Source organism: Marinobacter shunpengi (assembly GCF_045449715.1).
Classification (GTDB): domain Bacteria; phylum Pseudomonadota; class Gammaproteobacteria; order Pseudomonadales; family Oleiphilaceae; genus Marinobacter.
Map to the genome: position 1 here is coordinate 43,656 of NZ_JBJJLA010000027.1, position 25,405 is coordinate 69,060.

Annotated in this window: 17 protein-coding genes; 10 read left to right on the forward strand and 7 right to left on the reverse strand. The window is 63.0% G+C overall.

Annotation, left to right across the window (positions count from 1 at the left end; all coding sequences use genetic code 11):
• Positions 1-89: 89 nt before the first annotated feature.
• Together ACJO3T_RS18845 and ACJO3T_RS18850 are read right to left on the reverse strand one after the other, a co-directional pair.
• Positions 90-662: a TetR/AcrR family transcriptional regulator gene (locus tag ACJO3T_RS18845; RefSeq protein ID WP_406965348.1), complete on the reverse strand. Its 573-nt coding sequence runs from the start codon at positions 660-662 to the stop codon at positions 90-92.
• A 126-nt stretch (positions 663-788) separates the two neighbouring features.
• Positions 789-1,925 (reverse strand): thiolase family protein, encoded by a 1,137-nt coding sequence (locus ACJO3T_RS18850; protein ID WP_406979474.1) that lies wholly within the window; start codon positions 1,923-1,925, stop codon positions 789-791.
• Positions 1,926-2,125: 200 nt separating this feature from the next.
• Here ACJO3T_RS18850 and ACJO3T_RS18855 point away from each other — a divergent pair, with 200 nt between their 5' ends.
• Positions 2,126-4,198, forward strand: coding sequence for a TonB-dependent receptor family protein (locus ACJO3T_RS18855; RefSeq protein WP_406979475.1), 2,073 nt, complete (start codon positions 2,126-2,128; stop codon positions 4,196-4,198).
• A 174-nt stretch (positions 4,199-4,372) separates the two neighbouring features.
• Here the strand turns inward: ACJO3T_RS18855 and ACJO3T_RS18860 are convergent, their stop codons facing one another.
• Complete coding sequence (locus tag ACJO3T_RS18860) at positions 4,373-9,358, reverse strand: diguanylate cyclase (protein ID WP_406979477.1); 4,986 nt, start codon at positions 9,356-9,358, stop codon at positions 4,373-4,375.
• Positions 9,359-9,741: 383 nt separating this feature from the next.
• Between ACJO3T_RS18860 and acnA the strand changes: the two genes are divergently transcribed.
• From acnA to ACJO3T_RS18885, 5 genes are all read left to right on the forward strand, one after another.
• A complete protein-coding gene (gene acnA / locus ACJO3T_RS18865) occupies positions 9,742-12,504 on the forward strand; it encodes an aconitate hydratase AcnA (protein ID WP_406979478.1) in 2,763 nt (920 codons plus the stop codon).
• A gap of 102 nt (positions 12,505-12,606) precedes the next feature.
• Entirely contained in the window at positions 12,607-12,927 is a 321-nt protein-coding gene (locus ACJO3T_RS18870) for a DUF2288 domain-containing protein (RefSeq protein WP_328189648.1), read from the forward strand.
• Positions 12,928-12,934: 7 nt separating this feature from the next.
• Positions 12,935-13,306 carry a PA4575 family protein gene (locus ACJO3T_RS18875; RefSeq protein ID WP_406965355.1) on the forward strand — a complete coding sequence of 124 codons (372 nt, stop codon included), beginning with the start codon at positions 12,935-12,937 and terminating at the stop codon, positions 13,304-13,306.
• Positions 13,307-13,345: 39 nt separating this feature from the next.
• The gene (locus ACJO3T_RS18880) at positions 13,346-14,254 is read left to right on the forward strand and encodes a LysO family transporter (RefSeq protein ID WP_406965357.1); all 909 of its coding nucleotides are present in this window, start codon (positions 13,346-13,348) and stop codon (positions 14,252-14,254) included.
• Positions 14,255-14,388: 134 nt separating this feature from the next.
• Positions 14,389-15,597 carry an EAL and HDOD domain-containing protein gene (locus ACJO3T_RS18885; RefSeq protein ID WP_406965359.1) on the forward strand — a complete coding sequence of 403 codons (1,209 nt, stop codon included), beginning with the start codon at positions 14,389-14,391 and terminating at the stop codon, positions 15,595-15,597.
• A gap of 45 nt (positions 15,598-15,642) precedes the next feature.
• Here ACJO3T_RS18885 and ACJO3T_RS18890 read toward each other — a convergent pair whose 3' ends face one another.
• Entirely contained in the window at positions 15,643-16,452 is an 810-nt protein-coding gene (locus tag ACJO3T_RS18890) for a TatD family hydrolase (protein WP_406965360.1), read from the reverse strand.
• Positions 16,453-16,566: 114 nt separating this feature from the next.
• On the opposite strand from ACJO3T_RS18890, the gene ACJO3T_RS18895 reads away from it, so the two are divergent.
• Genes ACJO3T_RS18895 through ACJO3T_RS18910 form a run of 4 tightly spaced genes read left to right on the forward strand, consistent with a single transcriptional unit; the run spans position 16,567 to position 21,182 of the window.
• A complete protein-coding gene (locus ACJO3T_RS18895; protein ID WP_406965362.1) occupies positions 16,567-17,385 on the forward strand; it encodes a polyphosphate kinase 2 family protein in 819 nt (272 codons plus the stop codon).
• Between the two features lie 53 nt (positions 17,386-17,438).
• Entirely contained in the window at positions 17,439-18,002 is a 564-nt protein-coding gene (locus ACJO3T_RS18900) for a heme NO-binding domain-containing protein (RefSeq protein WP_406965363.1), read from the forward strand.
• Positions 17,995-19,890: a putative bifunctional diguanylate cyclase/phosphodiesterase gene (locus ACJO3T_RS18905; RefSeq protein WP_406965364.1), complete on the forward strand. Its 1,896-nt coding sequence runs from the start codon at positions 17,995-17,997 to the stop codon at positions 19,888-19,890. The genes ACJO3T_RS18900 and ACJO3T_RS18905 overlap by 8 nt, the downstream gene beginning before the upstream one ends.
• Positions 19,891-19,934: 44 nt before the next feature.
• Positions 19,935-21,182 (forward strand): methyltransferase, encoded by a 1,248-nt coding sequence (locus tag ACJO3T_RS18910; RefSeq protein ID WP_406979480.1) that lies wholly within the window; start codon positions 19,935-19,937, stop codon positions 21,180-21,182.
• A gap of 49 nt (positions 21,183-21,231) precedes the next feature.
• On the opposite strand, the gene ACJO3T_RS18915 is transcribed toward ACJO3T_RS18910, so the two are convergent.
• From ACJO3T_RS18915 to ACJO3T_RS18925, 3 genes are all read right to left on the reverse strand, one after another.
• Complete coding sequence (locus ACJO3T_RS18915) at positions 21,232-22,353, reverse strand: OmpA family protein (protein WP_406965367.1); 1,122 nt, start codon at positions 22,351-22,353, stop codon at positions 21,232-21,234.
• A 193-nt stretch (positions 22,354-22,546) separates the two neighbouring features.
• Entirely contained in the window at positions 22,547-23,068 is a 522-nt protein-coding gene (gene bamE / locus ACJO3T_RS18920; RefSeq protein WP_406979481.1) for an outer membrane protein assembly factor BamE domain-containing protein, read from the reverse strand.
• A complete protein-coding gene (locus ACJO3T_RS18925; RefSeq protein ID WP_406979540.1) occupies positions 23,065-25,359 on the reverse strand; it encodes an ATP-dependent helicase in 2,295 nt (764 codons plus the stop codon). Before ACJO3T_RS18925 ends, bamE begins: the two co-directional genes overlap by 4 nt.
• Positions 25,360-25,405 lie beyond the last annotated feature (46 nt).

Consider the following 25,405-nt stretch of genomic DNA (forward strand, 5'->3'; position numbering starts at 1 on the left):
GCTGGTAAGATCCGTAGGCTTGAGTATAGCCCCTGCGGTCCGGGCCCGGCCATACCGGCTGGCTGCCATGGCGTGGTGGCATCCGTGGATCAGGCGCCGGGATCCGCTCCGATAAGGGCCAGCAGTTGAGAGCGCGTGGCCTGCAGGATCCGGTCGGACAGTTCGGGATCGCTGACGCTTCGGGCCAGCTGCAGCCCGCCGACCATGGCCGACAGGATCATGATGCCGTGGTCGCTGGTCTGTTCGTTGCCCAGCTCGCCGTCGATCAGAGCCAGGCGGTTCTTTACGATCCGGTCTGTGGTCTGGCTGGGCTTGCCGAGTTGGCCCAGTTCCGCGGATACCGTGGGTAATGCGCAGCCTTGCCCCGGGGTGTCGCGATGATTGCGGGACAGGTAGTGGCGTATCAGGGTCGCCAACGGTGTCTCCGTGTCATGGACCTGGGCGGTTTCCTCATCCATCTGCCGGGCGGCCTCCTGCAGGGCTGACTCCACCAGGTGGTCCTTGGACCGGAAATGGGCATAGAAGCCACCGTGGGTCAGCCCCAGGGCCTTCATCAGCGGTTGCAGACCGGTATTGCTGACGCCCTTTTCCCGGAACTGCCGGGCGGCCTCATCAAGGATTCGCTGGTGGGTCTTCTCCTTCTGGTCGGGAGAATAGCGCATCGGGGTGCCTCCTGGAGTATCGTCGCCGCAGTACTACGCGAGTCTGCGGCTTTATTTGCTTGCTATGTTACACCATAACCGGTCCGGGAGCCTCGGAAGGGGCCCCCGGAACCGGTCCATGACTCCCTATACCCGTTCCAGCAGTGTGGCCACGCCCTGGCCGCCGCCCACGCATTGGGTGGCAATGGCATAACGTCCACCGGTGCGCCGCAGCAGTGAGGCGGCCTTGCCGGTGATGCGGGCACCGGTGGCACCGAGTGGATGCCCGATGGCCAGGGCGCCGCCATCCAGGTTCACCCGCTCCCGGGGCATGCCCAGTTCCTGCAGGCAGGCAATGGCCTGGCTGGCGAACGCCTCGTTGATTTCCATCAGGTTGATGTCATCGATGGTCAGGCCGCTGCGTTCCAGCACCTTGCGGGTGGCATACACGGGTCCCATGCCCATGATTTCCGGCGGACAACCGGCAACCGCCACCGACCGGATCAGGGCCAGTACCGGCAGGTTATGCTGGTCCGCAAAGGCTTCGGTACAGACCAGTACCGCAGAGCTGCCATCGGTCAGGGGAGACGAGGTGGCGGCGGTTACCGAGCCGTCGAAGGCGGGCGACAGGCTGGCCAGGGTCTCCAGGTTGGTGCCCGGTCGGATACAGCCATCCTCCCGCACCTCGCCGTCCGGCGTGGCCATGGCGACGATCTCATCCGCCAGACGCCCGTCCTCTCTGGCGGCAGCGGCCCTGGCATGGGACTCTACCGCCATCTCCTCCTGCTCCAGCCGGCTGACACCGTAGCGCCTGGCCACCTCCTCGGCGGTATGGCCCATGGGCATATAGGACTGGGGATAGCGCTCCAGCAGTTCCGGGTTGGGGCTGTTGCTGAAGCCGCCCATGGGCACCCGGGTCATGGACTCGACACCGGCACACAGGAAGGCCTCGCCGGCCCCCAGCATCAACTGCCCGGCGGCGTAGTGGATGGCGGCCATGGACGATCCGCAAAAGCGGTTAATGGTGGCGGCCCCCGGGGTTTCCGGGAAACCGGCCAGGAAGCTGGCGATACGGGCCAGGTTGTTGCCCTGCTCGCCCTCGGGATAGGCGCAGCCCATGATCACGTCTTCCAGCAGCGATGGGTCCAGATCCAGCCGGTTGACCAGCCCCCGCATCACCTGGGCCGCCATGTCATCCGGGCGCAGGTTGACCAGCCCGCCCTTGCGGGCGAAGTGGAAGGGGGAGCGGGCATAGCCGGCAATCACGATGTTGGTCATGGTCATTCTCCTTGCGGTGGGGTGGGTGCCCGGCAGTTGCCTGAGGTGATCCTGACAGTCCGCCGGCCAACCGAATCACCTCCATAGTATTATGACCTTAATATTATGTCTATAATATTATTTAGGCCGATTGCATTGACCTGACCTGCTATTCTTGTAGCGTTCTGTTAGTTATCGACAAGAAAAACACAGGCATAGGAGCAGGCATGCGGGTTGTTTACAGGCAGGGAACGCTTTCGGCCTTGGCGCTGTTGGTGGGATGGAACAGCGGCGTGGTGGCGCAGGAAGACACCACGACATCGGTCGGCAGCGTGCCGGACATCACCGTGACCGCTCCCCGGCTATCGAGGGATATCTACGATACCCCGGCGGCGGTGACAGTACTCAACCGGCGGGAAATCCAACAGGGGCAGCAGCGGGTCCACCTGGATGAATCCCTGGAAGCCGTACCCGGGCTGTTCCTGCAGAACCGGGAGAACTACGCCCAGGGCCAACGCATCTCCAGCCGGGGGTTCGGAGCCAGGGCGCCATTCGGTATCCGAGGGCTCCACATCCGGGTGGATGGCATTCCCTACACCCTGCCGGACGGCCAGGCCCAGATTGACGCCGTGGACCTGGCCAGCGCCACCCAGGTTGAAGTCATCCGGGGGCCATCCTCGGTTCTCTACGGCAACGCCGCCGGCGGCGTCATCGACATCACCACCGCCGATGGCCGACGTATGCGGCAGTCGCCGGTGATAGACCTGCAAGGGGGCAGCCATGGCCTGATGCAGGCGGGCGTGCGGGCCGGTGGCGAGCAGGGCGACTGGTTCTACTCCGCCAGTGCATCGGCATTGAAATCCGACGGCTACCGCGACCAGAGCGAGGTAGAGAAGTACCTGTTCAACGGCAAGCTGGGCTACAAACTGGATAGCCAACGCTCTATCACCTTACTGCTCAACCTGCTGGACACCCCGAAGGCCGAAGACCCTGGCGGGCTGACCCGGGAAGCCGCCGATGAGGACCCGCGCCAGGCCTGGCGCTTCTCCGACATCCTCGACGCCGGCCAGACCGTTGACCAGCAGTTGGTGGGCACTCACTACCAGGACCAAAACCTGGCAGGTGGCACCCTGGACGCCCGGGTCTTCTACACCTGGCGCGACTTCGAGCAGCAACTGCCATTCCCCGGCTCCAGCCTGATCAATTACCAGCGGGACTATTACGGCGGCAGCCTGCAGTACAGCCGCGACAACCAATTGGCCGGGCGACCGTTCACCTGGGTGGTAGGTACGGACCTGGGCTGGCAGGAGGATGATCGGGGCCGCCGGGGTGTCAGCGCCACCGGAGAAATCACCGGTACCACCGGCGATGAACGCCAACAGGCCCAGAGCACCGGGGTCTTTGCCCAGGGTGAGTGGTCACTGACGGAAAAGCTGGCGCTCAGCGCCGGGGTTCGCCATGACCGGGTAAGCATGGAAATCGACGACGACTTTCTCGCCGACGGCAGTGATGACAGCGGCGACCGCACCTTCCGGGAATGGTCCGGCAGCCTGGGCCTGAGCTACCGCTACCAGCCAGCCCACCAGTGGTATGCCACCGTCGGCAACGCCTTCGAAACCCCCACCTTCACCGAATTCGCCCGCCCGGACGGCAGTGGTGGCTTCAACCCGGACATCGACCCCCAGCAGGCCTGGAACTATGAGATCGGCGCCCGGGGCCTGTTCGATATGGGGCTGGAATACGACGTGGCCCTGTTCTCCGTCAATGTCGACGACGAACTGATCCCCTTCGAAAGCCCCGGCGGCCGCACCTTCTACCGCAACGCCGGTCGCACCTCCCGGGACGGGCTGGAGGCTGCAATCAGCTACCCCTTCCTGGACGCCTGGGAAGCCAGCAGCAGCCTGACCCTGGCCCGCTACCGCTTCGACCGCTACACCACCGGTAGTGGTGATGACCTCTCCGGCAACGACCTGCCGGGCCTGCCGGAAACCCTCTGGCATGGTTATCTCTCCTGGCAGGGGCTGGGCGGTCGTTTCGCCGAAGCGGGCGCTCACTACGTGGGTGATTTCTACGCCGACGACGCCAATACCGAGAAAGTCAGTAGCCACTGGCGGTTCGACCTGAAAGGCGGTGACAGCTGGCGGGTGGGGCGCGACACCACCATCGAACTCTACGGGGGCATCCGCAACCTGTTCGACGAGGACTACTACGAGAACGTGCGCATTAACGCCAGCTTCGACCGGTATTACGAACCGGCGCCTGGGAGGACATTTTACGCCGGTGTGAAAGTGGGCTTCTGATCAGAGGAACGGGTTCAGTGTTAAAGCGGTTCAGCACCAGCGTCTGACGGCTTGTGGGGCGATGGGGGCTTTCGTAGCAGCGCCAGGGATGGCGCGGAGCAAGGTGGGCGCCAGGGAGGCCCCTGAATTGCGGCGAAGAAAGCCCCCATCGCCCCACAAGCCAGCCCCCGAGTCTCAATCCGCCACAGTAAGCTGATTCCGCCCATTGGCCTTGGACTTGTACAGCGCCGTATCCGCCCGCTTGATCAGCCGTTCCGGATCACAGTCCTTCTGACTAGCCGTGGCCAGCCCCAGACTCACCGTCACACTCAGCACCTCATCGTCCACCCGCACCTCATGACGCTCGATCGCCCCGCGGATACGCTCAGCAACCTCCGACGCCTCATCCTGACCGGCACCGGGCAGAATCACCACCATCTCCTCGCCACCATACCGGGCAGCGGTATCATTCTCCCGGGAGCTATCCTTGATCAGGTCTGCCACCTCCCGCAGCACCTGGTCGCCAACCTGGTGCCCCCAGGTATCGTTGAACTGCTTGAAATGGTCCACATCAATCAGCAGCAGCGACATCTCCCGACCGTAGCGCAACACGCCCGCCAACTCCTGGCGCAGCATATTCTGGAAATAGTCGTGGTTGAACAGATTGGTCAGACCATCCACCGCCGCCTTGCGGGACAGTTCCAGACGGCCTGCGGCGGCCACCGCGATAATCTCCAGGGCGCCGATACGGGCTTCAGTAAAACAGTTGCTGATGTGATTATTCTCCAGATAGAGAAGCCCCGTCAGCGCCCGCTCCTTGCCCTTGCCAATGGCAATGGGCAGACACAGGATCGACCGGATGCGCTCCCGCAGGATGTACTCCTCGCGATCCAGCCCCGGCACCGAGCTGTTCACCGACAGCGCGTCGGCCACCACCACACTTTCCTGTGTGCGACTGACATAGTTGATGGTGGTTCGGGACACTGACTCGCACTGATCCAGGGGTGATGATTGCAGGATTACCGTCTCATCCTCATCCACCGAGGCCTCCGCCTCGATACGCAGTTTGCCATCGCCATCCCGCAGGGCCAGCACGCCCCGCTGGGCACCGGCAAACTCAATGGCGATGTTGATGATGGCTTCCACCATCCGGCTGTGGATCTGTTCATCGGCGATGGCCTTCAGCGCCTTCATCAGCGAGGTCATGTCCACCTCACCCATGGCCATGGCACGAGTACCGCTAAAGGTGGTGGACTGGTGTTCCCGGGACAGGTCCGGGTATTGCTGTTCAAGCTGGTTGACCTTGGCATTCGCGCCCCACCGGCGGTACAGGTCCCGCGCTTTCATCAGGTAGGGCATGGCAATGGTGCTGCGCCCCGAGCGCATGTGCATCATGCCGCAGAGCTCACAGGCCATGGCCTGCTCACTCAAAAAGCGGTTCTCACGGGCCAGCTCGATGGCGCGATCAAAGGCCTCGTGGGCCTCGAACTCCCGGCCCTGGACACGGAGCAGTTCCGCCCGGCACAAATGGTACTTGTTGGGAACGTTGTAATGATCAGTTTTGAGGCGCACCTGCAGATGCTTCAGGCCCCGCTGGCCGCGTTTGAGTGCCTGCCGGCGTTCGCGGCGATTTCGCGCATTGCCGGCGGCCCGGAGCGAGACCAGCGTATGGAGGAACTGGGTTCGCCGGCTGCCGAAGAAACCGTCGGCGCCGGAATCCGCCGACACCCCGTGTTTAACCGGACCCGATCTTCCGTCAGGTGTGCCGTCCATATTGAACAGGTAGTTCAGGTACACCGCCTTCGATACGACATGATCCACCAGGGGAAGATCCTTCGCGGCCCGGTGTCCGGGGAGCATCTTCTCAATATTGTAGTGCTCTCCCACCAGCCTGGAGGGATGCTTGCTGAGCCCCCTCAGGTTGCAGAGCAACTGCAGGCGGGCCTCCTGGTGGTAGAGCATGGCACCCATGTGCAGGGCCCGGAACTCACTCAGGTGGTGTCGGCACAGGTTCTCGAGTTTTGACAGTTCCTCGCCGCCACTGAACATGTTGTCCTCCAGCACGTTGGAGGCATGCACGGCATACTCGAAGTCACCGTTCTCCATGCAGTAGCGGGCCCCGAGGCGAAGGCTGTCATAGGTGTTCTGGACCGGCTCCTTCCAGTGCTGGATCAGCGAGCCGTACAGGTGTTGCGCACGCCCCCGGCGGCTGTTGAAGCGTTCACTCAGGTCCAGGCTCAGCCGCCCCAGGGCCAGGGCGGTATCCGGATCGTTCATCGACTGGGCGAACATCATCCCCAGGATGGAAAAGGTGGTGGTGGTCTCCGGCGTGTGGCCATGCCTCAGGGCAATCTCGGCGCCGTTAATGCATAGAAGCGGCAACAGCATGGGTTCGGCGAACATGCTGGCACTGCCAATACTGGCGCCGAGGCGCATGGCTGCCCGGTGCTCCGGGGAGGTCATGTCAGGCAGTTCCTTGATAGCCTCCAGATTCATGGACTTCAGCCGGCTGCGGAGCCTGAGGAAACGCAGGGCGACGTACCACCGGCGGGGGTGCCTCGGATAGGGGTGCCCGAGTTCCTTCAGCAGGGGCAGGGCCACGTCGATGGCCTGTTCCAACTCTCCCAGGGTAATCAGGTGGCCGATTTCGATCTCATGGAAGGTGACCCGGCTGAGCAGGTCGCGGGCATTGGACAGGCCCGCGTTGAGGAAGGCGCGTAGGGCCTTGTGGTCACCCACGTAGGCGGCGGCCTCGGCGGCTGCGGAGAAGGCGCTCAGGGCCAGGGCATAGTCGTTGTCCCAGGGGTGTTTGCCCAGCAACACGATGGCCCGCTGGAAGTGTCCGTAGGCAATGGGATAGGACGCCGCCTGCCGGGCCCGGTGGCCGGCCTCCAGGTTGAGCCGGCACAGCTCGCGCTTTTCCTGGTCGTCGGTGATCAGGCTGACCGCCAGGTTCAGGTGGGTGACGATGGCAAACAGGCCTTCCTTGCGCTCCACCGCGTTCAGGTTGCGCAGCAGTTGTCGGCCGATTTCCAGGTGGGCGGCCAGCCGGGTGTCCTGGTCCACAAGGTTGTAGGCGGTCTCCTGGATGCGGTCATGGTTGAAGGCAAAGCGCACGGTGAGCCGGCCGGGGTCGGTATCCTGTTCCAGTTCGGTGAGCTGGTAGGCGTCATTGATGGGGGTGATCAACCCCTCCTCAATGGGAACGTGCAGGGCCTCGGCGACCCTGGTCGGCGACATCTCGGCGATCAGTGACAGCATGGCCAGGGAGAAACGGTTGCCGGCACAGGAGGCCAGTCGCAACAGGCGCAGGCTCGTGTCGGGCAGGCGGTCCAGCTTGCGGGTCATCAGGGCCGCGACATTGTCGGTCATCTGCTGCTGGGTAAGCTGGCCTATGTCCCAGACCCACTTGCCGGTATCCGGATCGGCGGTGATGTGGCCACGGGCGTGCTGGTCCTTCAGGAACTCCTCCACGAAGAAGGGATTACCCTCGGTCTTCTGGCGGATCACCCGGGCCAGAGGTTCCACCTCGGAGTTGCTGGACATCAGGGTATCCGCCAGCAGCCGGCAGATGTCCGGTACTTCCAGCGGCGCCAGGTCGATATGGGTCAGGAAGACGTCGGTGCCCTGCATCTGCTGCAGGGTCTGGATCAGCGGGTGATCCGGCGTGATCTCGTTGTCCCGGTAGGCGCCTACCACCATCAGCCGGTCACCCTCCACCTGGTCCACCAGCAGGTCCGCCAGCCGCAGGGTACTGCTGTCGGCCCATTGCAGGTCATCCAGAACCAGTACCAGGGGGTGGTCGGCGTGGCTGAACACCCGGATGAAATTGAACAGGGTCAGGCGGAACCGCTGTTCGGATTCCGTGGCTCCCACCGGCACCACCTTTGGTTGCGGGCCCATGATCAGCTTCAGTTCCGGCAACAGCTCGGTCATCAGGGCGCCGTTGGGTCCCAGGGCTTCCTCCAGTTTGCGTTTCCACTCCGCCAGGCGGTCATTGCTTTCGGTCAGGATCTGCTGGACCAGGTCCCGCAGGGCCACCGCCAGTCCGCTGTAGGGCACATCCCGGTGGACCAGATCGAACTTGCCCACGATAAAGTAGCCCCGGCGGGCAGTCACCGGTTTGTGGAGTTCGTTGATGAGGCTGCTCTTGCCGATGCCCGAGCGCCCGGCCACCAGGGCCAGGGAGACCTGGTCATAGGCGGCTTCGAACGCCTGCAGTAACTGGCCCACTTCCTTTTCGCGGCCATAGAGCTTCTGGGGAATCCGGAAGTGGTCCGGCACATCCCGGGAGGCCAGCGGAAAATCCTGGATCGCGGCATGGGCATTGAGCTGGCGGTAGCACTCCCGCAAGTCATGGAGCAGGCCGGACGCACTCTGGTAGCGCTGTTCCGCGGTCTTCGACAGCAGCTTCATGATCAGGTCGGACAGTGCCCGCGGGATACTGCTGTTGATATCGGTGGGGGCGACCGGCGTGCGGGCGATGTGACAGTGGAACCATTCGATGGGTTCCTCCGCCGTGAACAGCGGGCGGCCGGTGACCAGTTCGTAGAGGGTGGCGCCCAGGGAATAGAAGTCGGAACGGTAATCCACCGACCGGTTCATGCGGCCGGTCTGTTCCGGGGACATATAACCCGGCGTACCCGGTACCGAGGTGGGGGCCTTGATGGTGGTTTTTTCCGTGCCGTATCGGGAAGCAATGCCGAAATCCACCAGCCGCACGGTGTTGCTCTTCGCATTGACAATGATGTTGGTCGGGTTGATGTCCTTGTGGATCACGCCGCCCCGGTGGACATCCTTCAGGGCGGTGGTCACGGCGATACCGATACCGACGCAGGTCTTCAGGGGAATGCGGCGGTGGGGAATCAGGCGGTCCAGCGACTGGCCGCCGGTGTCCTCCAGGATCAGGGCAGGCAGATCGCGGACCCGCGTCTGTTCCACGAGCCGGATGATGTTGTCGCCGTTGAGGCCGGACAGGATATCCGCCTCATGCTGAAGCATGGCAATGTGTTCACGGGTGGCGTCGTCGGGCCTGAGCGTCTTGATGATAACGCGTTGCTGATCCGATTTCCGGATTGCCCGGAAAATCTGGGTGGCGCCGCCTTCGGCGATCTTCTCGACCAGCCGGTAACCGACGGGGGCTTCGGTTGATTGTATGGTGGCGTTATGGGTGACCGCCATGTGGGGGATGCTCCTGCTGGGCTTGGGAGTCTCCTGCAAAGCTCCGGATGCCGTGGCGCCTGCCCGGTTGGCGGGCCGGCAGAAGGAATCCGGGCTCTTTCAAAGGCTCCCTATGATTGTTATGGCTTTTCTTGGGACCCAAACATGTAAATAAAGGTAACGTAATGTTGGTGGCCAAAGTGTCTACTGAAGCACATAAATGGTATATCAAGTCACGGGGTTGAAGTCCCGACAATTGGTGCGATAGTTAATAGAGACTTCTGCAGACAGGACTTTCCGGGCACACTCCCGTAAAGCATAGTCAATTCTGCCGATAGCGGGGCACCCTGTTATCGGTTGCCAGCCTTCACGCATCTGATGAGCCTGAATAAAGGAGGCAACACATGTCGAACGACAGCACCAGCGACGACAGTTTCAACACCCTCTCTTCCCTGGAAGTTGATGGCAAGACCTACCACTACTACAGCCTGCCCAAGGCTGGAGAAGCCCTGGGTGACCTCGACAGGATGCCTTTCTCCCTCAAGGTGCTGACCGAGAACCTGCTGCGTTTCGAGGACGGAATGACAGTGGAGAAGACGCACCTGGAAGCCATGGCCCAATGGCTGAAGGACCGCCGCTCAGACACCGAAATCCAGTTCCGACCGGCCCGGGTGCTGATGCAGGATTTCACCGGTGTGCCCGGGGTTGTGGACCTGGCGGCGATGCGTGAGGCGGTCAGGAAGGCGGGCAAGGACCCGGCCCTGATCAATCCCCTGTCGCCGGTGGACCTGGTCATTGACCACTCCGTGATGGTGGACAACTTCGGCAACGCCTCGGCCTTCAAGGACAACGTCACCATAGAGATGGAGCGCAACCAGGAGCGCTATGAGTTCCTGCGCTGGGGCCAGCAGGCGTTCGACAATTTTCGCGTGGTACCGCCCGGAACCGGTATCTGTCACCAGGTAAACCTGGAATACCTGGGCAAGACTGTCTGGTATAAGGAGCAGGGTGGCAAGACCTTCGCCTACCCCGACACCCTGGTGGGCACCGATTCCCACACCACCATGATCAATGGCCTGGGTATCCTCGGCTGGGGTGTAGGTGGTATTGAGGCGGAAGCCGCCATGCTGGGCCAGCCGGTATCCATGCTGATTCCCGAGGTTATCGGCTTCAAGGTCACCGGCAAGCTCCGGGAAGGTATTACCGCCACCGACCTGGTATTGACGGTCACCGAAATGCTGCGCAAGAAGGGTGTGGTCGGCAAGTTCGTGGAATTCTATGGTGACGGCCTCAAGGACATGCCTGTGGCAGACCGGGCCACTATCGCTAACATGTCACCGGAATACGGTGCCACCTGTGGCTTCTTCCCGGTGGACGAGCAAACCCTCGCCTACATGAAGCTCACCGGTCGTGATGACCACCAGATCGCGCTGGTCAAGGCCTATGCCAAGGCCCAGGGGCTGTGGCGGGAACCCGGCCACGAACCGCTGTACACCGATACCCTCGAACTGGACATGGGCGATGTGGAGGCCAGCCTGGCCGGTCCCAAGCGGCCCCAGGACCGGGTGGCCCTGAGGAACATGAAGGCAGCTTTCGAACTGCTGATGGAAACCGCCGAAGGCCCCAACGGACTGCGTCAGGAGAAATGGGAATCCGAGGGCGGCCAGACGGCTATCGGGGTGGAGGACAGCTACGAACACCATGCCAGCCAGGAACTGACCCTGGGCGGCCAGGTGACCCGGCTGGACCCGGGGGCGGTGGTGATCGCCGCCATTACCTCCTGCACCAACACCTCCAACCCCAGCGTGATGATGGCCGCCGGCCTGATCGCCAGGAAGGCCGTAGAGCGGGGGCTGGAAACCAAGCCCTGGGTCAAGACCTCCCTGGCACCCGGGTCCAAGGTGGTGACGGACTACCTGCGGGTGGGTGGCTTCCAGGATGACCTCGACAAACTCGGCTTCAACCTGGTGGGTTATGGCTGCACCACCTGCATCGGCAACTCCGGCCCGCTGCCGGAGCCGGTGGAAAAGGCCATCAACGATGGTGATCTGACCGTGGCCTCGGTGCTCTCCGGCAATCGCAACTTTGAGGGGCGGGTGCATCCCCAGGTGAAGACCAACTGGCTGGCGTCGCCGCCCCTGGTGGTGGCCTATGCCCTGGCCGGTAACGTGCGGGTGGACCTGACCAAGGATCCATTGGGTACGGACAAGGACGGCAAGCCGGTCTACCTGAAGGATCTCTGGCCCAGCCAGGATGAAATCGCCGAGGCGGTGGAAAAGGTCAAGACCGACATGTTCCGCAAGGAATACGCCGAAGTCTTCGACGGTGATGAAACCTGGCAGTCCATCAAGGTGCCCGAGAGCAAGGTGTACGAGTGGTCCGACAAGTCCACCTACATCCAGCACCCGCCCTTCTTCGAGGGCCTGGGGCCGGAGCCGGATGCCATCGAGGATATCCGTGGCGCCCGTATCCTGGCCCTGATGGGAGATTCGGTGACCACCGACCATATCTCCCCGGCCGGCTCCTTCAAGGCGGACACCCCTGCCGGCAAGTACCTGCAGGAGCATGGCGTGAAACCCCATGACTTCAACTCCTATGGGTCCCGCCGAGGTAACCACGAGGTGATGATGCGGGGCACCTTCGCCAACGTCCGTATCCGTAACGAGATGCTGGACGGGGTCGAGGGCGGCTACACGAAGCATGTGCCTTCCGGTGAGCAGATGGCCATCTACGATGCGGCCATGAAATACCAGCAGGAAGGCACTCCGTTGGTGGTCATTGCCGGCAAGGAATACGGCACCGGTTCCAGCCGTGACTGGGCCGCCAAGGGTACCCGGTTGCTGGGAGTGAAGGCCGTGGTGGCGGAGTCCTACGAGCGTATCCACCGCTCCAATCTGATTGGGATGGGTGTGATGCCCCTGCAGTTTCCGGAGGGCGTGGACCGCAAGAGCCTGAAGCTGACCGGAGAGGAAACCATCAGCATCGAGGGCCTGTCCGGCGATATCCAGCCCGGGCAGACCCTGACCATGACGGTCACCTATCCGGACGGGAACGCCGAAAGCTGCGACCTCAAGTCACGCATCGATACCGCCAATGAGGCGGTGTACTTCCGCCACGGCGGCATCCTGCACTACGTGGTGCGGGAGATGATTAAACAGGCCCCATAAAACGGTCTGCTTTAGACCCTGTACCGCCGGCGGTGCACTTGCCGCCGGCGGTCTTTCATGCGACGCTCTTGGCTGAAGCTGAATGTGTTTCTGAGGACGTCCATGTCATCCCCCCAATCCCGCGATGAAATCAAGACCAGGCTCAACCTGGAAACCTCCCGTATTGGCTGGCGCGAACTGCAAACCTACTATGCACGGGGGCACGTGGTCCGCGTGGCGCCGGAACTGGATCTGCTGGATGTGGCTGCGGAACTGACCACCGACAACAAGGCTCAGTTCCAGCACTGGATGAGCCAGGACCAGGTGGGAGATGTCAGCCCCGACCTGGCCCGTGCCTGGTATGACCGGGAAGCCGAACTCTGGGCCGTGGTGGTGGCTCCCTGGGTGCTGGTCCAGGACCGCAACGATCAGAACCTGCACTGAGCCTGTCATGAAACTCCACTACTTCCACGGACGCGATCCCCTGCACACGCTGGTACTCAGGCGGGGTGAGCGCCGCGTGGAACTACACATCAAGAAGGTGGACAGCGGTATCTGGTCGGTGGTGGCCCTGGCCGGAGAACCGGAGGGACACCCGGATACCACCCGCTGTCGGGGCCCCTACCATGACCAGGAAAGGGCGGGATCCGCCCTGCGGGCGCTGACCGGCAGCCTGCTGGAACGGGGCTATGAACCCTGCCGTGAAGAAACCGCCCAGTGGACGGTACGGGCCCAGCGACTGGCCCGGGATCTGCGCCTGAAAGCACAGGCCAATCAGGGCAAGTACGTGTTTGATCCGGACCAGTTCGAACCTACCCTCTGATCCCCTACGCCCTGAACATTTCCCCATGTCGAGGTTTCGATGCTGGCCGATGCCCTGCTGATCCTGGTACCGCTGTTTCTCGGTTTTGCCCTGTCGATCCGTTACCGCCCGCTGATGACCATGATTCATTACGGTGTCGACGCACTGGTGTACTTCATCCTCGCCCTTCTGGGGGTGGGGCTGGGCCAGATGGATGGGCTGGGGCAGCAACTGGCGGCCATGGCGGTCCAGGTTGGGATACTGGTCGCCGGCCTGCTGGTGCTCAACGTCGTGGCACTGTGGTTATGGCATCGCTGGCAGCCGATGACGGTAGAACACGCAGAAGGGCGGGGCATCACCAGTTACCGGCGCCTGTTCCTGGCGGCGGTGAAGCCCCTGGCCTCGGTACTGGCAGGGCTGCTGGCTGGCTGGTTCCTGCTGCCGGAGTTGTCCTGGGTGGAGGATCTGGCCACCTGGTCGCTGATGATGTTGCTGTTCCTGATCGGCCTGCAATTGCGCAACGCCGGCCTGTCCCTGCGTCGCCTGCTGTTCAACCGGCAGGGTCTGGGCATCGCTCTCTCGCTGGCGATCAGCTCATTGCTGGCGGGCCTGCTGCTGGCGCCGTTACTGCAGGTACCGGTGTTCCAGTCGCTGGCGCTGACATCCGGCTTTGGCTGGTATTCCCTCTCCGGCATTGTAATCGGCGATGCCCTGGGGCCGGCCTGGGGTGGTGTGGCCTTCCTCAACGATGTGCTCCGGGAGATCATCGCCCTGGCCCTGATACCACTGGTGATCCTCCGGCGTCCGGCCATGGCCATTGGCTATGGCGGGGCCACGGCCATGGATTTCACCCTGCCGGTGATCCGCAGTAGTGGCGGTCTGGACTGTGTGCCGGTGGCCATTGCCTCCGGCTTTATCCTGTCGTTTATCTCGCCGGTACTGATGGGGCTGTTCCTGTCGCTGGTGTAAGGAGCGAGCGTGATCGCTTGTTTTCTGATCGTTTCGTGCCGCATTATTGGGAAACCGCTGAACTTGCGATGAGGGGGGTCCGGGGCAGGAGAACCCGGCCCGTATCCCCCCAAGGAGAAGGGAATCGACAGTTGATGTCTTCGCAGACCCTGCTGGCCGCCCAGCCGATCTATGACCGTGACAGCCGGATGCAGGCTGTCGAGCTGCTCTACCGGAACGATGCCGGGGAGAGCGCCCTTACCGTGGGCGAGCACCGGGCCACCAGCGAGGTGCTGTTCAACTTCTGCACGGGTATCACGGATCACGCCGCCCACTATAATGCCCGGGCCTACATCAACGTTTCCGGCGACCTGCTGCTATCCGGGATGGTGCTGCCGGTGGATCCGGAACGGGTGATGATCGAGCTGGTGGAGCGCATCGACCCCACTCCGGATCTGGTGGCTGCGGTACAGCACTGGTATGACCAGGGGTTCCGCTTTGCCCTGGACGATTTTGCCTTCCAGCCAAGTTGGGCACCCTTACTGCCCATGGCGTCCGTGATCAAGGTGGATGTCACCCAGTTCACGCCGGAGGAAGTGGCTCGCCACAAGGTTGACCTGGCACACCTGGATGTCCTCTGGTTGGCGGAACGGGTCGAAGATGAAGCCACCCGGGATCGATTCCTGGAGATGGGGTTTGATCTTTTCCAGGGCTACTATATGGCCCATCCCCGGATCATCTCCGGGCAGAAGCTGTCACCGTCGGGGCTGAGACTGACCCAGTTGTTGGCCACCCTTTACCGGCCTGATCCGGAAGTGGGTGAGCTCACGGCGATCCTGTCCGAGGACCCGGAACTGTCCCTGAACCTGATACGCATCGTCAACAGCCCGCTTTATCGGGGCCAGGGCAAGATCTCATCCATCCGTGAGGTGGTGATCCGGCTGGGTATTACCAACCTCAGGCACTGGGCGGCCCTGCTCAGCTCACTGCAGGTGGTGAACACCGAGCATGCACGGGTGGTACTGGTGCGGGCCCATGTCTGCGAGGCCCTGGCGGGTCGTATGAAGGCCGATGCACCGGCTCCGGACAAGGCCTTCCTGGCCGGGCTGATATCGGGCACCGACATCATGTTGGGGGTGCCGGTGGGGGAGTTTATTGACCGCCTGGACCTGGAAGAGGATGTGCGCCAGGCCGTCCTGCAGCGCAAGGGGCGGCTTGGCCGCCTGCTGCGCCTGGCGGTGACCATGGAACACGATGTCGCCATGGAGCGGGACCTGGAGGTCTGGGACCCGCGCCTGCTGACACTCTACCGCCAGGCGGCCAACCGCGTGCAGCGGATTATCCGACAGTTGGACAGGGCCTGATGTCTGCTGGTGGCATCGTCCGCCCTTTCGGCTGATCGTTGCCCCTCAGCCCGCCGGAAAGAAGGTGCGCAGGCTGTTCTGGTAGGTCCGGGCCAGCACGTCATCCAGGTCCAGCTCCTTGACCTCGGCAATCTTCTCCGCCACGAAGGGCAGGTAGAAGGGGGCGTTCTCGCGACCGCGATAGGGCACCGGCGTCAGGAACGGTGAATCGGTTTCCAGCAGGATCTGCCCGATGGGGGCCATTCGTACGATGTCCCGGACGTTCTCCGCCTTGTTGAAGGTGGTAATGCCGTTAAAACCCAGGCACCAGCCCTGGTCCAGGGCGTAGCGGGCAAGCCCGGGGCCGGAGGTGAAACTGTGGATCACGCCCCGGCGCTTCAGGGTGTCCTCGAAATCCGACAGGATGTCGATGGTATCGTCGTCCGCCTCGCGGCTGTGGATCACCACTGGCCGATCCAGGTCTGCGGCAATCTGCAGCTGGCGCCGGAATACCTGCTTCTGAACTTCCCGGTCGGCATTGTCGTAGAAGTAATCAAGGCCGATTTCACCGATGGCGACGATCTTGTCATCACCGCCATGCTGGCGGATCTCGGCCTCGCAGGTGTCGGTGTAGGTTTCCGCCTCATGGGGGTGGACACCCTGGGTGCCGTAGAGCCACGGCTGCCGGCCACTGAGTTCGCGCACCGTGGCCAGGTTGTCCGGTGACACGGCGATGGTGATGACCCGCTCGATGTTGACACCCCGGGTCTGCTCGAGGGTTTCCTCCAGCGGCCGGTCCTTGAGGTAGTCAAGATGGCAGTGAGTCTCGATCAGTGGCTGGTCAAAAACGGGAATCTCGCGTCTCTTGCGGCTCATAGTTGCTAACCTGTTCCAAAAGGTGCTCAGTTTATCATCAATGCCCTGGGTTCCGAACCATCGCCCCGATAGCCCGGGACCATCAGGCCGTCCAATCCGGAGTGCAGCCCCGTCATGATAACGACAGCGTTCAACGAAACCTGGCTCTATGATCCCCGACGGCCCCGATTGCGGGACTATCCGGCGGACATCGATGATGATCGGGTGCCGCCCCTGGAACCGGAACTGGAGTTGATTGGCGAGCACCAGCGGCGGTTGTGGGCCACCGGCCGTAAGGCCTGCCTGCTGGTCTTCCATGGCCTGGATGCCAGCGGCAAGGACAGCCTGATCCGCACCCTGGCTACCTATATGGATCCGGCCGGTTTTCACGCCTGGTCCTTTGGCCGACCCACCGAAACCGAGCGGGCCCATGATTTCCTGTGGCGGGTTGTGCCCTTATTGCCGGCGTTGGGGGAACTTGTGGCCTTCAACCGCAGTCATCATGAGGCGGTCATGGCGGAGCGATTGTGGCCGGTCCGCGATGCGGGCCACTATGACTGGCAGGCCCGGTATGCCGCCATTCGGTCCTTTGAAGAGCACCTGACTCAGGAGGGCACCACGATCATCAAGTTCTGGCTTCGTCTGTCCCCGGAAGAGCATCGGTGTCGCCTGCTCAAGCGCCTGGACAAACCCCGTAAACGCTGGAAGTTCGACCGCTCGGACATCGAGGCCTGGAACCGCCGGGACGACTACCTGAACGTCGTAGAAGAAGCTATTGCGGCGACACATACCCCGCAGGCACCATGGTTCATCATTCCGGGGGACCGTAAGCCGGTCGCCAGGGCGCTGGTGGCAAGATTGCTTGCCGAGCAACTGGTGCACCTGGCTCCGGAGTATCCCCGTTACGACGAGGGGGTACTGGAACAGTACCGGGCCCTGCTTGAACATGGATAGGTTCCAGGCCCAGACGCCGTTAACAGGGCGTGCACAAAGACAGGAACCACACCATGATTGGATATATCCAGAAAGTTCTGGTGGACACGATCCGCGCGGAAGGGGGCGAACAGGCACTGGCGATCATTTGTCAGCGAGCCGGCGTCGAGGGCATTCCGGAATTTCGCATCGATCAGGACTATCCCGACGACGAATGCCTGCGGATGATCGCGGAGACCGGCGCCTATTTCGGGCTGGACGAAGAGAGCCTGTTCCGGCTCTATGCGGACCGGTTTATCCGGGAGTCCCGGGAACGGTTCCCCATGTTCTATCAGATGGCGGGTTCGGCGCGGGACTTCCTGGAGCGTCAACCCCGGGTGCATACGGTGCTGGCAGCGGGTCTGCGTGGCGAGGCGTCGCGGGACCGTGTCCGTGACAAGTTTGATATCGAGCGCAACGGGGATGACCTGATGGTCACCTACCGCTCCCCGAATCGCCTCTGCGGGCTCTATGAGGCGCTGTTCAACCGGGTTCTCGAGGAATTCGGTGAAACCGGCAGTATGGAAATACTGGCCTGCCAGAAACGGGGTGCGGAGGCCTGCCGGTTCTGCCTGAAACCGGGATCCGGCGATGAGTGACTCTGAAAAGCGCCTGCGGGCAAGCATCAACCGTATTGCCGACCAGTTGTGCATGGCCATCGACGGGCGCTATGACTTCCATGTGCATACGGATTCCGATGACCTGGATATCCAGAAGCTGTCGGTGCTGTCCAACTTCGTGCTGGAGTCCGTGCGGCGGAACATCCTGGAGCTGGAGAAGGCCCGTGACCTGCTGGAGGAGCGGGTGGAGGAACGCACCCGTCGCCTGGATCTGATTATCCGGGGCGCCAACGACGGGGTCTGGGAATGGGACTTCCAGACCGACGAACTCCATGTCTCCAGGCGCTGGCTGGCCATGTCCGGGTGCGAACCCCTGGGTACACGGATCGCGCCCGAGAAGTGGATGCAGCGGATTCATCCCCAGGACCAGGATCGCTTCAGCGAGGCGGTATTGAAACACGCCAATGGTCTGGAGGAGCGCTTTTACTGCGAGTACCTGCTGGAGGACGGCCGGGGCGGGTACCGTGCCATGGTGGCCCGGGGCATCTGCGACCGTCATCCGGATACCGGCGAACCCAGGATGATGGCGGGTACCCAGACCGATATCACCCGGCGCAAGTTTATCGACCCCCGCACGGGGCTGCCCAATGCCGCCTACCTGGAACTGATGCTGTCACAGCGACTGGACAGCCGGGCGGAAGACGGTGTGGGGCTGCTGATGGTGGTGATCTCCAACCTGTCCCTGGTCCGGGACTCCCTGCGGCCCCATGAGGAAAGAAAACTGGCCCGGGAAGTCCGATACCGGCTGGACCGCTGCATACAGCCCGGTGAACTGGTGGCCCTGCTGGCGGACAACACCCCGGTCATGCTGCTCAGGGACGACACTGAACGCGGCCTGCGGGACCGGGCCAAAGCCGTGATGCAGCAGTTCGACGAGCCCCTGCTGATCGACGATCGCAGAATCTGGCTGTCGCTGGTTATTGGGGCGGTGCCATCCGACGAGACCCGCTTCGAAGGCTCGGCGGACATGCTGCAGGCAACCCGCACCATGTTGCGCCGGATCAGGACGGTGGGCACCGGTAGCTTCCTGGTCTACCACGACGACATGCGGCAGCGGAACCGGGAGCGCCTGGACGCCGAGCAGACTCTGCGTAATGCCCTGCGCCTGCGTTGGGTGGAGTCGTTCCTGCAGCCACTGGTGAACCTGCAGACCGGGGAGGTGGATGCCTTCGAGGCCCTGTGCCGGATCCGCCATCCGGAGGCGGGGCTGATTTCGCCCGGACTGTTCATCCCGGTGGCGGAAGAGACCGGCCTGATCCGCAACCTGTCCGACGAAATGCTCAGACTGACCCTGCCGCTGCTGAACGACCCGATACTGGTGGATGCCTACGGGGCGGCGTTCACTATCAGCGTCAACCTGTCGCCGGCCCAGCTCCATGACCCCAGGCTCGCCGAGAACCTGCTGGCGAGTCTGGACGAGGCGGGGGCGGATCCGCGCCGCCTGAAGGTGGAAATTACCGAGACGGCGGTCATGGCCGACGCGGACATCGCCCTGTCGGTGATGAACGAGCTGCGGCGTCACGGGATTGCCGTGGCCCTGGATGACTTCGGCGCCGGCTACTCGTCCCTGGGTTATCTGCGGCAACTGCCCCTGGACCAGCTCAAGATCGACCGGTCGCTGATATCCGGGGTGGACCGCGATAACGAGAAACGGGCGATCCTGGAAATGATCCTGACCCTGTGTGAACGTCTTGATCTGTCCGTGGTGGTGGAGGGCATCGAGAACGAACTGGAACTGAGTTGCGTGCTGGGCATGGGTGCCCATATCGGCCAGGGGTTCCTGTTCAGCCGACCGCTGGCCCGGGACGAACTGGTTGCCCGGGTGCCACGCCAGGGGCTGCTGCGCCCGGCATCCGATTCGCCTTGAGGGAAGTCGTTATCATGGGTTCGAGCAGCACAAAGGCCAGTGCCATGACATCATCACCGGAGCAGAATCTGCCTGACACCGGCGACGGCCTTTATCGGCATTGGCAGCGACTCAACGACTGGCTGCATGAGCACCAGTTGCTGTGGCGCCCGGTGCCGTTTACGGAGCCGGAACCGGCATGGACCCGCCAATGGCGGGAACTGGCGGACTGGCTGACAGCACTCGACGAGTCGCAGTGCGACCTCTACGAACAGTATCCGGAACGGTTGGCGGCCCGGCTCCGTAACTGGCTGCCGGGGCTGGCGGACTATCCGGCCCTGGTGACGGTGCCGGGTCTCAGTCCGGGGCCGGACACGGTGAATGGGATCACGCTGGAGGAAAAGGACGCCGTCGATATGCCCGGGCGCAAGCGCCTGCAGTCGGGCGCCTTTGCTGCCGCCCTTCTGCCCCTGTCCGGGCCATCACTGGACTGGTGCTGTGGCAAGGGGCATCTGTCCCGGACCCTGGCCAGACAGGGTAGGGTTCCGGTAACCGGCTATGAATGGAATGCCGGGCTGGTGGAAGACGGTAATCGCCTGGTCCGGCGCTATGGCGATGCGGTGACGCTCCAGTGTCAGGATGTCATGGCGTCCGACCTGCCCTGGCCGAAAGGGGCCCACGGCGTGGCCCTGCATGCCTGTGGCGACCTCCATCGCAAGCTGATCCGCGATGTGGTGACCCGGCGACAGCCCCGCATCAGCTTCTCGCCCTGTTGTTATCACCTGACCGGTAGCCGCCATCTCGCATTGCTGTCCGAACGCACCCGGGCTGACACCAATGCCCTGGCATTGACCCGTGACGATCTGCGACTGGCCGTCCAGGAAACCGTCACCGCGCCGACCCGGGACCGGAAGCAGTCAGCCCGGGTAAGTCAGTGGCGGCTGGGTTTCGATGGTCTCCAGCGCCGGCTTCGAGGTGTGGATGACTACCTGCCGTTGCCACCCCACCCAAAGCGCCTGATGGGCGAGGGCTTCGAGGCCTTCTGTCACTGGGCGGCGGACCACAGGGGCCTGACCCTGCCAGTTGGTATCGACTACGGGCAATGGCTGGATTATGGCGCTGACCGTGCTGCCCGGGTGCGCCGGTACGAACTGGTGCGTCACCTGTTCCGCAGGCCACTGGAGTTGTGGCTGGTGCTGGACTACGGGCTGTTCCTGGAGGAATCGGGCTACGAGGTTCGTCTGGGTACCTTCTGCGACCGGGCCCTTACCCCCCGCAACCTGCTGGTGGATGCAGTTATCACACAACCATGAAAAAAGGCGCCCGAAGGCGCCTTTTCGATTTCCGGGCCGCGCCTCTCTACTAGCGACGGACCTGGATGTGGGCTTCAACCCGGCGGTTCTGGGCGCGGCCTTCGGCGGTCTCGTTGTTGGCGACCGGGTCGGACTCGCCGTAACCCACCGGGGACACGCGGCTGCTGTCGATACCGTACAGCTCAACCAGACGGTCTGCCACGGCCTCAGCACGACGCTGGGACAGTTTCTGGTTGTAGGCGGCGGGACCGCTGCTGTCGGTGTGGCCGGCGATTTCCGTGGTCACGTCCTGGTCAGCCTTCAGGGCGTCGGCGATCTCACGGATGTCGTCATCGTACTGGTTGCTGATCTCGGCACTGTTCAGCGGGAAGGTGATGTACAGGGTGATGGTTTCCAGGGTCACCAGCACGCAGCCCCGCTCATCCACTTTCGCGCCCGGCTCGGTTCCGGGGCAGTCGTCCAGGCGGTCCACTACGCCATCACCATCGGTGTCCAGCTCGCAACCGTTCTGGTCAACCATGGCGCCGGCCACGGTGCCCGGGCACTGGTCGCGGTTGTCTGGCACACCATCACCATCGGCGTCCGGTTCCGGCTGGGGAGCGGGGGCCGGAGCCGGCTCGGGTTCGCTGCTGCCCCGGCTGAAGGCCAGGCTGACCCCCAGGGAGGCCTGGGCGTCGAAGGTGCTCTCGTCGATGCCGTGGAAGGCACGCAGATCACCGCGCAGTGACAGCAGATCGGTCACGTTGTAGCGCACACCACCACCGAGGTTGACGCGGGTCTCGTCATGCTCGGTGCCCGGGGTTTTCATGGTGCCGCCATCGAAATCCGCGTGGCCGGCACCGGCGGCCAGGTAGGGGTTCCAGCGGTCTGCCTGGCTGCCAAAGTAGTACAGGCCATCCACCCGGATCTCATCAAAATCCACGTCGCCGCTACTGTGCTTGATGTCGGGATTGGCGGTGGAGTAGACCGCCTCGATGGCCCACTGCGGCAGGAAACGGTATTCCAGGCCGAAACCGTAGGTGGCTTCCTCGTCCAGGTCGCGCTTGTCGTCGAAGTACTGGTACCCGGCAAACGGATTGATGTAGATGGTCTGCAGGTCGTCGTATGCCAGTGCCGGCGTGCTGACGGCAGCAGCGATGATAGCCGCTGACAGGGGGCGCAGTGCGTTCATGAGGTTTCCTCTTTCCATGGCAATTGAAGGCGTCATGCTCCCGACGCTTTGCAGTAAGTTAAGTTTTGTTACTGCGCCTATGCAAGTGTAAATTAACGATATTTCGGGATGTACAGATAGTTGTTACGGAAGGCTGGATACGGCCTTGGTGTGACGTGAGTCTCAATCCTTTGAAACCTTTGGAGAATTTGGCTCAGGGTTTGCGGTACTCGACCCGTTCCACGCAGCCATTCCTAAAATAAACGTAAGTTAGTTCATAAATGGCGCCGTAATATTTAGTCTGGTAAACCCAGGTTTCCTGGGGCATGGGGTAGACCTCCGAGGTGCGGCCGAACGCCTGCTCCACCTGTTCACGGGTCATGCCGGGCACCACCTGTTCCCGGGCCAGGTAGGTGCGAAGGTCGGTGGAGTTGATAAAGCGACAGGTATCCTCGTCTTTGCCGGCCGGGGCCTCTTCCTGTTCCGCCGCGTCCTTCGGCGCTGCTCTGAACTCGGGCAGGTTATCGCCGACGCTGCCACCCACCCGGGTGTCCCTGACCGTCACGGTGTCCGGGTTAGCGCTACAGGGGCGGTCGGAGAACTGCACACCGTCCGGTCCCTCGCATTTGTAGAAGGTAGCGGTGTCGGCGGAGCTGCTCGCCGGAAAGACGGCCGGGATCGCGAACAACAGGATGGCTGCGTGGCGCAAACCGCTGATCGTATCCGGTGCTGTCATGGTCCGTCCCCCGAGTGCTGTTGCTCCATCATGGCACGGAAATACAGGTGGGCGCTCTTCTTGCTGAAGGTCAGTGTGCGGCCGTCATCAAATCTCACATCGAAGGAGGATTCCTCTTCGCCGGTGACCGAGCCCGCGCCAAAGATGGCATGGCCGAGTCGCTGGCAGGCCCACAGGGGCTGGTTGCCGGTCTCTGCCCGAGCCGGTTCCCCGGACAGTTGCACGCCTTCCCGGCTGGCGTAGCGCTGGCTCACCGGGGTCAGTGGCAGGTCGGTGCTGAAACCTTCGCCATCCTCCCTGTTTTCCTGGTCCAGCCAACGACCGAACTGGTCACTCAGGTCGTGGCAGAGTTCCGCCACAAAGCGGCTGGGGGCCAGGTCTGCATCCACCGCGGGGCGCGGGCCACCGGGGCGGGTGATCAGGTGCAGTTCGTTGCGGGAGCGGGTGATGGCCACGTAGAGCAGGCGCCGTTCGCTTTCCATGAAAGCCTTGAGGTCATCCTGCTGGCGGGGGCTGTAGGGCAGGTACTTTTCCTGCAGGCCAGGAATGATCACCCGGGGCCATTCCAGCCCCTTGGTGCGGTGGATGGTGGACAGAAGCACACCCCGGGTGTCGTCGTTGTTCGTGTCCTGGCGCTGGAGCGCCTGGTGGCGAAGCGTCTGCAGATGGGCGAGGGCCTCCGCCGGGGGGATGTCGAGGCTGGCCAGGTAGGCCCGGAAGCCCTGTACGGTGTCAATGCGCTCGTTGGCGGTGTCATGGGTGAGGGCCAGGCTGCGGATGCCGTCGTACAGCTCGGTCTGTTCGGCATAGCGCCCCAGCAACGTGGCCACCGGGCCTGAAAACCCATGCAGGGACACCAGGGCTTCGCCGAGGCGTCGCAGTTTGCGGGCCGGCATTGGCCCCATGGCGGAGTCATCCAGGCTGAGCAGGCGGTTGCCCCAGCCGGACTCGAACCCGGCCAGCATCTGCGCCATGTGTCCCAGTTCCTGCTCCTTTAGCCCCACGTGGGGGAAGCGCAGCAGGTTGCGGGCTGCCTCCAGGCGATCCTGGGCCGTCATCCCCGGGAGTTGGCCGGTGACCACCTGCAGCAGGCTGGTGATGGCTTCCACCTCACGGCTGAATAACGCGCCCTTGCCGGCATCGATGCGGTAGGGGATCTGCCGGGCCAGCAGGCGCAGCTCGATGGGCACGCTCTGGCTCCAGACCCGGAACAGGATCGCGGTCTGTTGCTGCTCGCCTTCCGGTAATCCCTCCAGCAGCTTCACCACCACGCCACCATCCTGTTCACTCTCATGGAGCTGGAGTCGACTGGCGGGTGTGGACGGATGGGCGTGGCAGAGCACATCGTTGCGGCCCTGGTTGTGGGTGATCAGGTGGTTGGCCAGCAAGGCCACCCGGTGACCGTAGCGGAAGCTGTAGCTCAGGGTCTGTTGCAGGGGATTGTCGAATTCCTCCCGGAAGCGCCGCAGGATGAACTCCGGTTTGGCCCCCCGGAACTCGTAGATGGTCTGGTCCGGATCCCCTACCACGGTGACTTTCGCCCGCTCGCCGGCCACGTAGCGCAGCAGCAGGTGCTGGATCTCGTTGGTGTCCTGGTACTCGTCCACCAGCATCAGGTCCACCTTGTTGCCTACCAGCCGCTGCAGGGCCGTGTCCTGATGGATCGCCATCACCGGTTCGTAGAGCATGTCGGCGTAGGTGATCTGGCTGCGTTCCTTGCGCCACTGTTCGAAGGCGTGGAACAGGTCGATCAGGTAGCGGTGGCGGTCGCTGTAGCCCAGCTCCTCGAACATGACTTCCGCCGGAGACAGGGTGGTCTTCACCAGGTCGATAAACCCGGTGGCGGTTTCCACATAGTCCTTCTTGTTGCGGCGGATTTCATCCGCCAGGTCCTCAGGCGCCAGTTGCCGGGTCAGCAGCCAGGCCTGGTAGCTGACTTCCTGCTCGCTGAGGATTTTTTCAGAGAACCCTGGCAGCACACCCTCCCGCACGAAACGTTTATAAAGCCGCAGCCCCATGGCGTGGTAGGTGCGCACCTCCGGCAGGGCCAGGCCCAGATCCCGGGTGATGTCCCGCAGCTTGCGTTCGAAGTCGACCCGGGCGCTACGGTTGAACATCAGCACCAGCATTCGTCGGGGATCATGGCCCTTCTGCAGCAGCCAGCGCAGGCGCCAGGCCAGGGTGGTGGTCTTGCCACTGCCGGCCACCGCGGTGATCAGCGCATGCTCGTGGCCCGCGGTGATAATGTCGCGCTGTTCCTGGGTGAGAAAATCGGGGAGTTGGCTGGTCATGGCCGCCATTGTATAGAACCGGCGGATAAATCCCGAACGGTCTCTT